General features: G+C 40.5%; 12 protein-coding genes. 6 read left to right on the top strand and 6 right to left on the bottom strand.

The annotated features are described in order from the left end of the window. The first annotated feature begins 400 nt into the window (after positions 1-400). Positions 401-1,999: an AMP-binding protein gene (locus IEY03_RS06315; RefSeq protein ID WP_188840512.1), complete on the top strand. Its 1,599-nt coding sequence runs from the start codon at positions 401-403 to the stop codon at positions 1,997-1,999. A 138-nt stretch (positions 2,000-2,137) separates the two neighbouring features. Here the strand turns inward: IEY03_RS06315 and IEY03_RS06310 are convergent, their stop codons facing one another. From IEY03_RS06310 to IEY03_RS06300, 3 genes are all read right to left on the bottom strand, one after another. Continuing rightward, complete coding sequence (locus IEY03_RS06310) at positions 2,138-3,856, bottom strand: ABC transporter transmembrane domain-containing protein (protein ID WP_188840511.1); 1,719 nt, start codon at positions 3,854-3,856, stop codon at positions 2,138-2,140. A gap of 214 nt (positions 3,857-4,070) precedes the next feature. Then, positions 4,071-4,478, bottom strand: a complete 408-nt coding sequence (locus IEY03_RS06305) for a hypothetical protein (RefSeq protein WP_188840510.1) — start codon at positions 4,476-4,478, stop codon at positions 4,071-4,073. Between the two features lie 108 nt (positions 4,479-4,586). Then, entirely contained in the window at positions 4,587-6,272 is a 1,686-nt protein-coding gene (locus tag IEY03_RS06300; protein ID WP_229778217.1) for an alkaline phosphatase family protein, read from the bottom strand. Positions 6,273-6,584: 312 nt separating this feature from the next. On the opposite strand from IEY03_RS06300, the gene IEY03_RS06295 reads away from it, so the two are divergent. Continuing rightward, the gene (locus IEY03_RS06295) at positions 6,585-7,718 is read left to right on the top strand and encodes a methyltransferase (protein WP_188840509.1); all 1,134 of its coding nucleotides are present in this window, start codon (positions 6,585-6,587) and stop codon (positions 7,716-7,718) included. Between the two features lie 38 nt (positions 7,719-7,756). On the opposite strand, the gene IEY03_RS06290 is transcribed toward IEY03_RS06295, so the two are convergent. Together IEY03_RS06290 and IEY03_RS06285 are read right to left on the bottom strand one after the other, a co-directional pair. Next, positions 7,757-8,641 carry a sterol desaturase family protein gene (locus tag IEY03_RS06290; protein ID WP_188840508.1) on the bottom strand — a complete coding sequence of 295 codons (885 nt, stop codon included), beginning with the start codon at positions 8,639-8,641 and terminating at the stop codon, positions 7,757-7,759. 37 nt (positions 8,642-8,678) lie between these two features. Beyond that, positions 8,679-9,704: a DUF2804 domain-containing protein gene (locus IEY03_RS06285; protein ID WP_188840507.1), complete on the bottom strand. Its 1,026-nt coding sequence runs from the start codon at positions 9,702-9,704 to the stop codon at positions 8,679-8,681. 174 nt (positions 9,705-9,878) lie between these two features. On the opposite strand from IEY03_RS06285, the gene IEY03_RS06280 reads away from it, so the two are divergent. The 4 genes from IEY03_RS06280 (at position 9,879) to IEY03_RS06265 (ending at position 13,496) form a co-directional block, all read left to right on the top strand. Beyond that, positions 9,879-10,445 (top strand): YajG family lipoprotein, encoded by a 567-nt coding sequence (locus IEY03_RS06280; protein ID WP_188840506.1) that lies wholly within the window; start codon positions 9,879-9,881, stop codon positions 10,443-10,445. A 110-nt stretch (positions 10,446-10,555) separates the two neighbouring features. Beyond that, positions 10,556-11,101 (top strand): peptidylprolyl isomerase, encoded by a 546-nt coding sequence (locus tag IEY03_RS06275; protein ID WP_188840716.1) that lies wholly within the window; start codon positions 10,556-10,558, stop codon positions 11,099-11,101. A gap of 302 nt (positions 11,102-11,403) precedes the next feature. Beyond that, the gene (locus IEY03_RS06270) at positions 11,404-11,736 is read left to right on the top strand and encodes a hypothetical protein (protein WP_188840505.1); all 333 of its coding nucleotides are present in this window, start codon (positions 11,404-11,406) and stop codon (positions 11,734-11,736) included. A 350-nt stretch (positions 11,737-12,086) separates the two neighbouring features. Beyond that, the gene (locus IEY03_RS06265) at positions 12,087-13,496 is read left to right on the top strand and encodes an AmpG family muropeptide MFS transporter (RefSeq protein ID WP_188840504.1); all 1,410 of its coding nucleotides are present in this window, start codon (positions 12,087-12,089) and stop codon (positions 13,494-13,496) included. A 248-nt stretch (positions 13,497-13,744) separates the two neighbouring features. On the opposite strand, the gene IEY03_RS06260 is transcribed toward IEY03_RS06265, so the two are convergent. Continuing rightward, positions 13,745-14,230, bottom strand: coding sequence for a YajQ family cyclic di-GMP-binding protein (locus IEY03_RS06260; RefSeq protein ID WP_188840503.1), 486 nt, complete (start codon positions 14,228-14,230; stop codon positions 13,745-13,747). Positions 14,231-14,383: the final 153 nt, after the last annotated feature.

Below are 14,383 nucleotides of genomic sequence, written 5' to 3'. Positions count from 1 at the left end.
AAAATCACATTAAAATCAAAAACTTAAATAAATAATAAATAATTCAACTTTTTTGAACAAATTTCACCAACACTAGTGTGTACACAAAATATTACACACAATAATTACCTAATTTACATTACAATATGCTCAATAAATCAACTATATAGTTGTAACAGTACAGGATGTTTAACGGGTCATTATTCGCTTCGCTTCACTTAAATCCAAATTTCAATTTAACCTCAATAAAACCAGCCTCCAAAATAGAGTAAATACTCCTAAATACAATAATATACTTAACTGGACACAATCACACAAAACAGCAGTTTTTCATTGACCTGAAGCCTAAAAGCGCACTAATCTAAACACTCGTTTGATTTATTAACACCCAAGATAATTACAATACAAAAAGGTGATCTTTATGGCTTACGATGCAGATTCAACACTTGACCTTGACAAATATTCCTCAATTGTTGATTTAATAGAAAAAAGTTGCGCTAAATACGGCAGCAAGACAGCTTATGCTTGCCTAGGCAAAGACACCACTTTTGATGAAATAGAAACATTATCGCGAGATTTTGCCGCTTATCTTCAACACTGCACCAATCTCCAACCCGGTGATCGTGTCGCCATTCAGTTACCGAACATCACTCAATTTGTTATTGCAGCTTATGGGGTTATCCGTGCGGGTTTCGTGATAGTAAATACCAACCCTCTGTATACCGAGCGTGAGTTAATCCATCAATTTAATGACTCGGGAGCAAAGGCATTAGTTGTCCTATCGGATCTTTTACCGTCATTGGCCAAAGTGGTTAAATCAACACCGATTGAGCATGTTATTTCGACCCATGCTTTAGATCTCATAGCACCGCAAGTACAACCTAAAACCGCAATGCACAATTTAGAGTTCAATACTGTATTGAAGCTAGGAAAACAACATACCTACTTGCCTGTTAAACCAAGCCATGATGATCTAATTGCCTTGCAGTACACAGGTGGCACAACGGGTTTATCAAAAGGTGCCATGCTCACGCACCGCAATCTGTTGGCAAATTCTGGCCAAGTTAAATCTAGAATCGCCAGTACAATGAGTGAAGGTAATGATGTCTTTGTCGCACCATTACCGATTTACCATATTTATGCCTTTATGGTGAATCTTGTACTGTATTTTGAATCGGGAGGTTGCTCGGTACTCATCCCTAATCCACGTGATATTGGTGGGTTAATTAAAACCATGAAGTCTTATCCTTTTACAGGGTTTGCAGGCCTAAACACCCTGTTCATAGGTTTGTGCCACCAGCCAGAATTTAAGGCGCTTGATTTTAGTAAAATGACGATTACGATTTCAGGCGGCACGGCATTGACAAGTGCTGCAGCCAATTTATGGCAACAAACTACAGGCTGCATGATTTCTGAAGGTTATGGTTTATCTGAAACCTCACCGGTAGTCAGCTTAAATGCCCCGGGCCACCAGCGCCTTGGCACCATTGGTAAGCCAGTGTTAAACACCAAAGTTAAAATCTTAGATATGGATGATAATGAGGTGGAAACAGGCACCGCAGGCGAACTGGCAGTTAGCGGGCCTCAAGTCATGTCAGGTTACTGGAATAAGCCCGAAGAAACGGCCAAAGTTATGACAAAAGACGGCTATTTCAAAACCGGTGATATTGCCATTGCCACTGAAGAGGGTTACCACTCGATTGTCGATCGCAAAAAAGACATGATTATCGTTTCTGGTTTTAATGTTTATCCCAATGAAGTTGAAGATGTGCTTTCAGGACATGAACTGATTATGGAATGTGCAGTTGTAGGTGTGGCTGATGATCATTCTGGAGAGGCGGTCAAAGCCGTTATTGTACTCAAAGATCCAGACCAAGATCACGACGCAGCAAAATCAGCCATTAACGCTTATTGCCGTACCCAGCTTACCGCTTATAAAGTGCCGCGAATTATTGAGTTCACGCAGCAGTTACCTAAAAGCACCGTTGGAAAAATTTTGCGAAGAGAGCTAAGAAAATAGCCGCTCGGTTTATCTGGTTTCGGGCTAATCACACTTCAATAATAAGCTGATGAAACGCCAATACCATCACTCAAACTCATAAAAAGATGCTTAGGCATCTTTTTTATGGGTCACTAACCTAGGCTCTGGTTAATTAGCTTAAGGCTGCTCAGACAATAATTGTAAATTAGCAAACTCGCGGTAAAGATCACTCGATTGCATAAGTTGATTGTGAGTTCCCGATGCAACTAACTGGCCTTTATCTAACACTAAAATACGATCCACATTAATAACCGTGGCTAATCTATGGGCAATAATCAATGTTGTCCGCCCCTGCATCAATGTCTCTAATGCTTGTTTCACCTTAATTTCACTTACCGCATCAAGTGCACTGGTGGCTTCATCTAACAGCAAAACCGGCCTATTGGCTAAAATTGCTCTGGCAATCGCAATACGTTGCTTTTGCCCCCCAGATAAACGCACACCACGCTCACCTAAATAGGTTTCATATCCCTGTGGAAAATCAACAATAAACTCATCTGCTTTTGCCGCAATACAAGCCTGCTTAACGTCCTCAGCTGTAGCATCAATTCGCCCATAACGAACATTTTCAAACACACTGTCAGCGAAGATTACAGACTCTTGCGGAACTAAAGCATACTGTTGGCGTAGTTGTGATAAAGACAAATTGGCAATATCAATTCCATCTAATGATATTGCCCCTGACTTAGGTTGATAAAAGCGTAATAACAACTCAAATAACGTACTCTTTCCTGCACCACTTGGTCCAACTAAAGCCACTCGTTCACCGGCTTTAATGTCTATATTTAGATGATTAATCACCTCAGTATTAGGCTCTGATGGGTAAGCAAACACTAACTCGGATAATGCTAACGCACCTTGTGTTTTACCGATTAACGACTGCGGTTGTGCTAACTCGATAATATCGGTTGGTACCTGGCTCAACTCAATTAAACGTTCCGTTGCACCTGATGCCCGTTGAATTTCACTAAATACTTCACTGATCGTTGCCACAGCGCCCGCCACCATTACGGCATAAAACATAAAAGCTGAAAGCTCCCCGGCGGAGATTTCCCCTAACATGACATCTTGAGCGCCAACCCATGTCACAAAAGCAATGGCCGAAATACTTAAAAACATTACAGTAGAAATAAGCAAAGCACGGTATTTTATGCGCCCTTTGGCTACACTCATCACGGCTTCAACTCGAGTTGCAAACGCGGCGTTATCTTCAGCTTCGTGGGTATAGGCTTGTACTGTATGTATTTCATGTAGGGTTTCATCGATATAAGCCCCTAGATCGCCAACCCTATCTTGGCTCTCGCGTGAAAAACGTCTTACCTTGTTACCAAAAAATGCCACAGGCCCTAATACTAGCGGCACAGCCAGCAATACTAACCCAGTGAGTTTTACCGAGGTAAATCCCATCATAATAATGCCGCCCAACACGGTAACAGACGAGCGTAATGCCATCGACAAACTTGAACCCACAACACTTTGCAACAGCGTAGTGTCGGCGGTAAAACGAGAAATAACCTCACCAGTGCGTTGAGAGGCAAAAAAAGACGGTGATAAAGTCAGTAAGTGTGAATACACTTTGAGTCGAATATCAGCACTAACCCGCTCACCTAACCAGGTCATCAAATAAAATCGACAAAACACTGCGGATGCGCTGACGATTGTGATGGCGACAATCAGCAAAATGATTTCATTTAATCTGCCGCTATTGTCAGCAATAAATCCCTCATCGACCATCAACTTAACCCCTTGCCCCAGCGACAACCAGGCAAGCGAACCGATAAATAAAAACACAATCGCCGCGAAGACCTTCACTTTATAAGGACGCAGAAAACTCATAATCCAAGGGAGAACGCGATAGGATGAAGTGTGCGACGAAGCGTCAACCGACTGTGCCTTCGTGGTGATATGAGTCAATGTAATAATCCGCTAAAAACTAAGTTATCCAGATAGTAACAACAAAACACTTTATTGTGGATGTATTATCAATAGTCCTCATTGAGTAAGCTATGCAACCGCTGATTATAGAATTAACGACCAAATAATGTGTTTGTTAACCTGGCAAGTTCTTATCGATTGCTTTTAACGAGCGTAAAAATATCCCTAAACCGCCCACACTCAATACTAAAATAACGATCAAGTCGAATGCACTCATATGGATAAAACGAAAATTAATCGAGCTAATAACCCCAAAAATGAGTCCAACTAAAGACCCAAAAGTTAATATCCAGCCGAGTATATTTTTGGCGTTATAAAACATTAAACCAACCCCAAAAATAAACGGGATCATAATCATTCCACTTGTCAGATTCATGCCGTCTGCGCTATAAAGGCTATGGCTAAAACCAAATGAGCTAGTGACCTTAATCGCTTTTAACAGCATATAAAAGCCACCACACATCATCAGCAAACCAATAAAAAATGACCCAATTCCACCGGATGTTCCACCTGCACCTTTCATATCAATCCTTTGTTTAACCAGTATTTATTTGTTTATCATACCCATAAGCCACATAGACAAGCAAATAGCCATATCAGTATTCACTACTGACAAATTTTAATTACCATCCTATTTATGGCTAACTTCTGTAAGCACCCGCCCTGTGGCACCGCTTGGTTGAGTGATACTTAACTTATTTGACAGTGTTGGCGCTATATCATAAGGCGTGACTTGACGATCTATTCGCTGGCCTTGAATGTTATAACCAGCAAAAATGATAGGAACATGAGTGTCATATCGCCAAGGAGAACCATGCTTAGAAGCAATTACAAGCCCTTCCAAATCGTTAATATATTTACGCGCTGAGAATACGACATATACATCGCCAGATCGTTGTGGATGGTGATTGTTGATCACTAATTGGCTAACACGGTTAATCGAGACACGATTCGATTCGATATCTGTACTGGTAATCGCCATTTCAACGCCTTTGACTTTCTCAATTTCATCAGCAATTGCCGCTTGAACCGCTGCTAGAGATAACTTTTTCTCGATGATGAGATCACGATTTAAATAAATATAGGGTTCAGAAAATAACGAAATAACCTCATCGCCTAAACCAAACTCTTGTTTTAAGCGCTGCCTAACACCTTTGGTAAGCAAAGTATCTGCATCAAAGTAACCTGCCTCAACAAATCCCATATCATGAACATGCGGCGCTGTTTCTGGCACACCATGATCGGCAGATAAAACGATTAAGGTATTTTCTAAGCCAACCTGTTTATCTACATGCAAAAATAAGTCGGCTAAAGTTTTATCTAAACGAACTAAATTGTCTTCTGTTTCAAGACTATTAGAGCCAAACATATGAACCACATAATCATTTGAAGAAAAGCTAACCGCTAAATAATCGGTTGTTGTCGATTTCCCTAACGCCTCTTCGGCCAAAAGTGTTTTCGCAAAATCGGCAGTTAATTCATCTCCTGCGGGGCTTAATGTCAGCTTAGTTGTGAAGTATTTACTATCACTTGAGCCAAATGGATGGGGAAAGGCATTATTAAAACCCGCCAAGTCAATTTTATGGGAAGCCTCTGGATCAACTAAGGTATATTGTTGCTGTGGCAGACTTAATTGCCACTGCTTATCTGAATACCCATTCGCCACTTTTTTGTTATTCCAAGCATTTACCCAAATGGGGTACTGTGAGTAATAATAATTACTGGTTACAAATTCCCCCTGCGCTTTAGAAAACCAAAAGGCTTTGCCCATCTGGCCCGCTAACGAAATAGCGCCACGGTCTTTAATTGACACTGAAAAAACTTTGGCCTGACCATTACTTGCAATTTTTAACTCATCTGAAAAAGTTGTACTCAAAATAGGGATAGGCGAACGACCATCGTTTAAGGCCGTTTTTTGGGTTGGGTCTATTTCTGTAGATTTATCAACACCCGCCATGGCGGATAGCATGCGATAATTTTCATCTTCAACGTTATAAACGAGTCTTGCTTGGGTACGGTCATACCAAACATTGCCTACCATGCCATGCACACTAGGTGGAGCACCTGTGGCTAATGAGACATGGCCAACAATGGTTTCTGTATTGCTGTGTTGGTAATGGGCATTGGTATAATATGCACCTTGTTTAAGAAGATAATTAAACCCATTCTCAGCGAAATTATGCTTATAGCGATCAAGTAAATCACCGCGCAGCCCATCTACTGTAATCTGTAAAATCAGCTTAGGTGACTCTGATGCCATAGCAGGCAACACCGACAATGCGGCGCCCATCAACACAACTAAATGTGATATTTTCACAACCAGCTCCTATTTTGTTGTTCATAACCCATCTTGAAACATCAAAATGTTGTTTGTTTTCCCTTTGACTTGATTCACACAATAGCAATATTTACTGAGTGAGCAACGGATTAAGTCAGCAACTTGAATAAAATTAGAGGATTAATGTCAAATGACAGTAAATATTTAACATCTAGGACACGCTCAACAAACCTGGTTAACTTGCAATATAACAGTCTGCATTTCGGGTTAAGATAGCAATAATTGATTTCATTCTTTGGCTTGAACTGAGATAATTAGCGGCTTTGATGCTATAAATTTCTGGGTAAACTCATGACCGCTAGCCAATTCTCCTGTCAAGGTATCGCACTTTCACTATTCCGCTACCCTAAACAGCAAGAATCTAATCTGCAAGCTTGGGATGCTGGCGACGAGCACCTAGTAAAACATCTACTGGAACATCAGTTTGAAACGGTCAATACTGCAATTATTAATGACAGTTTCGGTGCCCTTCAGTGTGCATTAACCTCTATTAATCCAACTTGGCCATTAATGGTTGAAACGGACGCCAAAACCAGTTTGTTAGGCGCTGAGCAAAACTTACTCGCTAACCAACTTAACAATACCAATATCAGCTACTTTAACAGCCGTGAATTACTGCCGGGTAATATTCAACTGGTACTGATGAAGTTGCCTAAAAATTTAAGTTACTTCGCTCATCAATTACAACGTCTTTCACATGTATTACCAAAGGGTGTACAAGTGTTAATTAGTGCTAAAGCCAAAGCCATTAATAAAACGATAATCGAGTTAATTAAGCAAAATTTAGGACCGGCCTCAGCAAGTTTAACTTGGAAAAAAACACGCATTATTACTTGTATCAGTGACGGAATTGAGCGCGATTTGCCTAACAATGTCAGCTGGAATGTCGACGAATTAGATTTAACGATTAACAACCTAACTAACGTATTTGCGGCTAACAAGCTCGATATTGGTGCTCGATTTATGCTAGATAATATGCCGAAAGGTGAATACCGTAATATCGTGGATTTAGGCTGTGGCAATGGCATTTTGGGTTTACGTGCAGCGCAGTTACACCCTAATGCAACGATCCATTTTGTGGATGACTCAGAAATGGCTGTAGAATCGAGTCGGATTAACTTTCAGGCCAATCAACTTCAAGCAAAGGCTGAGTTTCATTGGGATGATTGCTTAACAAATTTGGGTGATGAGGCTCCTGATCTGGTGTTATGTAATCCACCTTTTCATCAAGGAGAAGCCATAACCGATCATATTGCCTGGCAAATGTTCTTAGATGCATATCGCAAACTGGCCACAGGCGGCGTATTACACATAGTGGGCAATCGCCATTTAGCCTATCATGTTAAAATTAAACGCATTTTTAAAAACTGCACCACAGTGGCATCAAACGGGAAGTTTGTGATTTTACAGGCGATTAAGCTATAAAACTTACCCAATAACTCCCCCAGCACTGCCAAGGTTTTCTATGCCTGCTGTTCTCTCTCAGCGGGTTCTTTCTTTGATGAACCCGCGGTTTGTGGCGGTGAAAACAACAGCTTAACTTTCTGCCAGCCTCTTAGGTTAGGATCACCAACGTCAGCCAGTAAATCTCGCCACTCAGCGAATGTTACTGTGATAGGGTTCAGGCTATTAACGGGCTTAGTGATGCCATACTCAACCGTGGCAACTTCTGGCTCAAATGTGCCAAATATCTTATCCCAAATGATTAACACGCCAGCGTAATTTTTATCAATATACTGTGGATTACGCCCATGGTGTACCCTGTGATGAGACGGGGTATTAAAAATGTACTCAATAATGCCTAATGACTTAACGGCTTGAGTATGCACAAAAAATTGCAAACCTAAATTCAGTAAAACCGCAAACACGACCCAGTTTGGGTCGAAGCCAATCACGACAAGTGGCAACCAAAACAGCCACATACCCGCTAATGGATACATGAGGCTCTGTCTAAAAGCGGTACTGAAATTCATATTTTCTGAGCTGTGATGAACAACATGTGCAGCCCACATCCAGCGAATACGATGACTGGCACGATGAAACCAGTAATAGCAAAAATCTTGGGCGACCAACAAAACAATGAAACTCACCAGTGTCATTTGGATATCGAATAAGCGCCAGTCAAACAACCACAAATACAGCTTGGCAATCAATAATCCACTTAGAAGATCAGCAAGTTGATGCATAGCCGCAAGCGCAAAATTACACATTACTTCAAGGCCATGATATTGAGCACTTGCTGGTAATCGATTTCTGGCAAGCCATTCGAGCAAAATACACACAAAAAATAACGGTGCAAGTACCAGAAGTAACACTTCTGGATGGGATATTAGCCAAGCAAAATTCATTTAGTTTTCCGTTTCATCGTCCATAAAGAAAGCATCATTACCATTTAGCAAAATGATCTTCAGCTAACCCGAGTTGATTGTGTAATTGATACTTTTTGCCTTCATTATCAGTTAAAACACCACTGTAATAACCAATATATTGGCGAAAGTTATTTTTAATAAATCCAAGATTTAGTTTTTCTTTACGGCAATTAAGTGCTCTAAAGGTTAAATCGACTTGTCCATCGTTGGTGGTTATTTGCCAAAAGTCATCACTAATATGGCGATTAAACAAAAAGTTAGCAGCACCTAAAAAATGACGTTGACCATTAATCCACATTACATTTTCAGTATTTCCGGTTTCATTTACACCGGCAGCCAAGTTTAATCCTATAGTCCCTTGTGACGTTATAGCGTTTATCGAAGCCCAGCGCCATGCGGTTTTCGCCCGCATATAACCTGCCGAAAAATCATAACTTGCCAAAGCATGTTGTAATGGTTGTGGCTCACTATAAATGGTCAGCTCACCAGTGACCGCCAGTGCATTGTGCTTTTGGGTATAGGTCCAGCCGTTGTATCCGGTTGGTGTTGATAAACTAAGCGGTAAACTCAAGGGCGGTGCAGACAAAGCCAACTTAGCTTGAATATTGGTTAGGATAATATTGACGTGCCACTGACCATTTTTAATATCAAACTCAAAATGATGCTGCTTAGTGCCAACCCTGGCTATCCCATTTTGAGGCGATGAACTTAACCGGCAGCCTAAGCCAAATGGTCTCAGCCACTCAGACTGGACTAAACGATTAGATTTAATGTCGTATAGATAACAAAAACTGGAAGCGGCATATCGAATATCAGCGATGGCTAAGCCTAAAATATAGCGTTGAGTAACGATACTCACAAATTGAAACTGTTTAAAATCAAAATGCTTGGCCATTAACGATGCAGGTTTATCCATTTCGTTATGGTACTTGAACGCTTTTAGATTGAGGTTTCCAACGCTGCCATCAAATAAACCAAAAGTAGGTTGGCCATCATGACCTATCAAATTTTCCGGAGCCAGTTGCGGCTGCACAAGCTGCATAATACATCCATATCTTTAAACATCGTTATTGCTGTTAACTTGACCTGATCACTGCCGATTGTCAATCAAGATAAATCGGCAACCCAAGACAATCCCAACTCTGTTAAAAAGAAAGATTTCTGGTATCCTTTACACATCTGTATTCTGTTAACACAATGATTTTTAAACGTCACTATGAAAAAAATAATTCCAACTGTATTAAGTATTCTGTTATTGAGCGCTTGTGCTAGCAACGAGCCCACTCATATTGCATTAAATCCCACTCTGGGAGCCGTTAGTTTGCATACCAACAATGATACGGCTATCAGTTTTGAAATGGTTGATACTCGATCTAAAAACTTTATTGTTCAATTTGATCAAGCGCCAAAGCCACCAAGATTAGTCAGTGCCAGTGAGCCCGTTCGAGTGCAGCTTGATGCCCTTTTTCGTGCTGGAATGCGAAAAGCTGGTTACGTGATTGATCCCGCGGCAAGTAAGCAAGTGCAATTTCAACTAGAATACTTACTGACCGATGTCACTGATAATACGATGAATTACGAAGCCAAAACACGCCTAGTAATCAATGTGAAGGCGACAAACTCACGTCAAGAGTTTACCAAAAGCTTTAGTGGTAATGGCTACCTAAAAGGCGCATTTAGTCCTGATTTCGCAACGCTCGAATTAGACATTAATAAGTTAATCGATAAATTAACCACAGAAATTCTCAATGATGATGAGTTGCATCAATTCTTGAATAATTAATCGTTAAACATTCAATAGCTAATCGCTGACATCAAATAGTAAGAAAAGGGATCCCCATGTTTGCTAGATTTAATGCCATTATCGCTGCTATTGCACTCGTGCTTATCAGTATGAGTCAAGCTCAAGCCGTCGTTGATATTCAACCTGATACGCTTTATCCCAAAGTGGCATTCGACACATCTATGGGTAAGATTGTTGTAGAGTTAGATCGCACCAGAGCCCCAAGAACTGTAGATAACTTTCTAACTTATGTGGTGAAAGGTGAATATAACAACACCATTTTTCACCGCGTGATTGCCGAATTTGTTGTTCAAGGTGGTGGATTAACGCCGACGTTAGAAGAGTTACCGTCTTCAGATGCTGTAGTGAATGAATCTGGAAATGGTTTATCTAATGGCTTAGGCACAATTGCGATGGCAAGAGATAACGACCCACATTCAGCAACTCGTCAATTTTACTTCAATGTGGGTGACAACAAAAAACTCGATCCCTCGAAGCGTCGCTGGGGATATGCGGTATTTGGTGAGGTCGTGGAAGGAATGGATGTACTAGAAGCTATATCTTTAGTGCCTACGGCACATAACACTAGCTTAAATTGGCCTGATGTTCCGGTTAATCAGGTTATTTTAAACAAAGCGACTTTGTTAGCCCGATAAATCATTTTCTCGATAGCTGAATATTTCACAAAATTGATCCGCTTTAGCTAAAACGATAGCGTATTTTACCCCTTTAGATGCGCTATCGGCAAAAACCTGACTTTTTTTAATGTTATTTTTGTTGCCTTGACATTATTAAACCGCAATTCATTTGTAACCCATTCAATTAAATCATTAATTTAATCGATTTTAACAAACATTAATTTTTCAGTTCTTTCCTATCGATTTACACTTTTACGTCTATACTCTAAAAGTAGTTTAAACGCTGTTTTTCTACACGCATTCATTTCAAGGACGTTCATATGACAGCTAATGATTTTATTGAAACCAAAGCACCGCAACTGGCTTTTTACGGTAAAGCCTTTTTAGACAACCAACTAGAATACCAAGAAATTCAACTTTACATGTGGGATGTACTAGAAGAATGGCAACATTTAACAGAAATGACCCCGGCGATGGAATGTCCACAAACTGACACCGAAACCGTATTTTGGTATTTATTACATTGTTTCGACAAGTGGCCTGATTGGGCACTTCGCGGTAATCAATTACTGCGTAGCCAAGTGGACGAATGTTGCGACTACATTAATATTGGCGGGGCTTTTCCACAAAGTTGTGTCGGTGTTCGCCCCTAGTCCATTTGGCAAGGTTCACATGACAAAACCCCATTGTTAATACTCACTGACCACACAGAGCCATTGATTTGAGCTAAATTCAAACCAATTCGGGTTAAAGGATGCTTTAACGACATTTAAATGCTTACATGCAACAGCTTACTATTAACTCTCAACTTTGTACTGATAATAAGGTGAATTGACGCGTCAATAATAAGTCTATTGCAAGTCAATTTAATCCTGTTAGCGGTACAAAGAACTGTGCGATATGCATTTATTATCCCGAGCTGAGGTTAAATTAATAATCAATGGCTTGAACCATTCAATCACACCCCGTAAGCTAGCCCTATTGCCTCCTTAGTCTTGAATTCATGTCGGATATATTAAGTCGTTTTCGTGACCTAGCTGCTGTTTATTATCATAAACGGGTGCTTATTTTATTATTACTCGGCTTTTCAGCGGGTTTGCCATTAATGCTCGTTTTTTCAACCTTAAGCTTTTGGTTACGAGAAGCTGGAGTTGATCGTGCTGCCATAGGCTACTTTAGCTGGATAGCACTGACATACGCCTTTAAATGGGCTTGGTCGCCGTTAGTTGATCGCATGTCTTTACCCATATTCACCGCTTTTTTTGGCAGACGTCGCGGATGGATGATCTTCGCTCAGCTATGTTTAATTGGCGCTATCATAGGCATGTCGACCAGTGATCCTTTAGAAGATCTGGAACGACTTGCCCTTTGCGCCCTGCTATTGGCTTTTGCTTCTGCAACCCAAGATATTGTTATTGATGCATTTAGAATCGAGTCAGCACCTGAAAAAATGCAAGCTGCATTAGCAGCCGCTTACCAGGTTGGTTATCGCAGCGCCATGATCGTCGCCACCGCTGGCGCATTGACCATTGCAGCATGGGTATCACCAAACGATCTAGAATATAATCTTGCGTCTTGGCAAACGGCGTATTTCATTATGGCATTGTTAATGAGCGTAGGCCTTATTACGGCATTATTTGCCAAAGAACCGCTTGTTGATACCAAAGAAGCTGATGAAGAAGAGCGCCAGTTACAATTACACTTTGCTGAACGTTATCCTGATAAAGTTGCTAAGGCTTTCGCATGGATATACAGCGCTAGTGTCTTGCCATTCAGTGACTTTTTTAGGCGTTATGGTAAAACGGCCATTTTGATATTGTTACTGATCTCTTGTTATCGTATTTCCGACATTGTCATGGGCGTTATGGCCAATGTGTTTTATGTGGATATGGGCTTTAGCAAGGAAGAAATTGCATTTTTAAGCAAGGTTTATGGCTTAATTATGACCTTGCTCGGTGCTGGTGCTGGGGGGGTTTTAGTGATGAAATACGGCACTATGCGGATTCTATTTTTAGGCGCATTGTTAGTCGCCTTGACCAATTTATTGTTTGCCTGGCAAGCCCACATTGGTTACAACGTGTCATTTTTAACCTTCGCTATTTCGGTCGACAATTTTAGCGCTGGCATTGCAACCGCGGCCTTTATTGCTTATTTATCAAAATTAACCAGCAGCGGTTATAGCGCAACCCAATATGCTTTGTTGTCATCGATTATGATTTTATTCCCTAAGTTTATTGCAGGGTTCTCTGGGGAATATGTAAATGCATTTGGTTATGTCAACTTCTTTATCGCAGCCAGTTTAATCGGCTTTCCAGTATTGTTACTGATTAGTTTACTTAATAGGGCCAATATCAAAGAAGATAACCGCATTCAAGCTGAAATTAAAAGTGAACGAGACTGTGATAAGGAATAACGCCCCTTGAAACGGCTAGGCGTAAACGCCCAGATAACTCCTAAATTTTTGACTTGGTTGTATGAATATAACTCCAAATTTCAACTCTCTAGCCAGCAAGATTAAATCACCTGAACTCTGGTTAATGAATTTACCAGAGTTCAGGTGAAATATGATTACATGATCGTAAATGAGCCTTGTATTGCTGAATGCTGGAAAATAAAAAACCGACACAATCGCTGTCGGCTTTTTATTGAACATACTGTCTATTAGTCTTTAAAATTATTAAACTGGAAAGGTTGGTCTAATTCGGATTCACGGGCAATGCGCATCACCGCTTGCAAGTCATCACGTTTCTTACCTGTTACTCGAATACTGTCACCCTGAATAGCCGCCTGCACCTTGAGTTTGCTATCTTTAATCAGTTTAACCAACTTCTTCGCCGTTAATGCTTCAATACCTTCTTTAAACTTCACTTTTAAAGAAAAGGTTTTACCACTGTGAACGGCTTTTTCATCAACTTCCATTGAGGCAGGATCAACATCGCGCTTACTTAATTGCATGCGTAACATGTCAACGAGTTGATTACACTGAAAGTCATCTTCAGCAGATAATGTAACCACTAAATCTTTTAGCTCAACATTGGCATTTTTGCCGCGAAAATCAAAGCGCGTGTCTAATTCACGTTTAGTATTATCGACTGCGTTGCGCACTTCTTCTTTTTTAACTTCAGACACGATATCCATTGATGGCATAAGAAACCTTAACTAAAACTGAGAGAATTTAATTCATTTTAACGCAATAAGGGGCTTTTAGGCGAGATAGACACGGAATATAGATGACTTTAAGCACTAGTTTTCTTATGATGGGGCAAATTTTTGCTAAGCCCCAAGGCAGATGTAACACTT

Source organism: Shewanella aestuarii (assembly GCF_014647215.1).
GTDB lineage: Bacteria > Pseudomonadota > Gammaproteobacteria > Enterobacterales > Shewanellaceae > Shewanella > Shewanella aestuarii.
The sequence above is the reverse complement of the archived record's forward strand: the minus strand, read 5'-3'. Positions and strand labels throughout refer to the sequence as shown.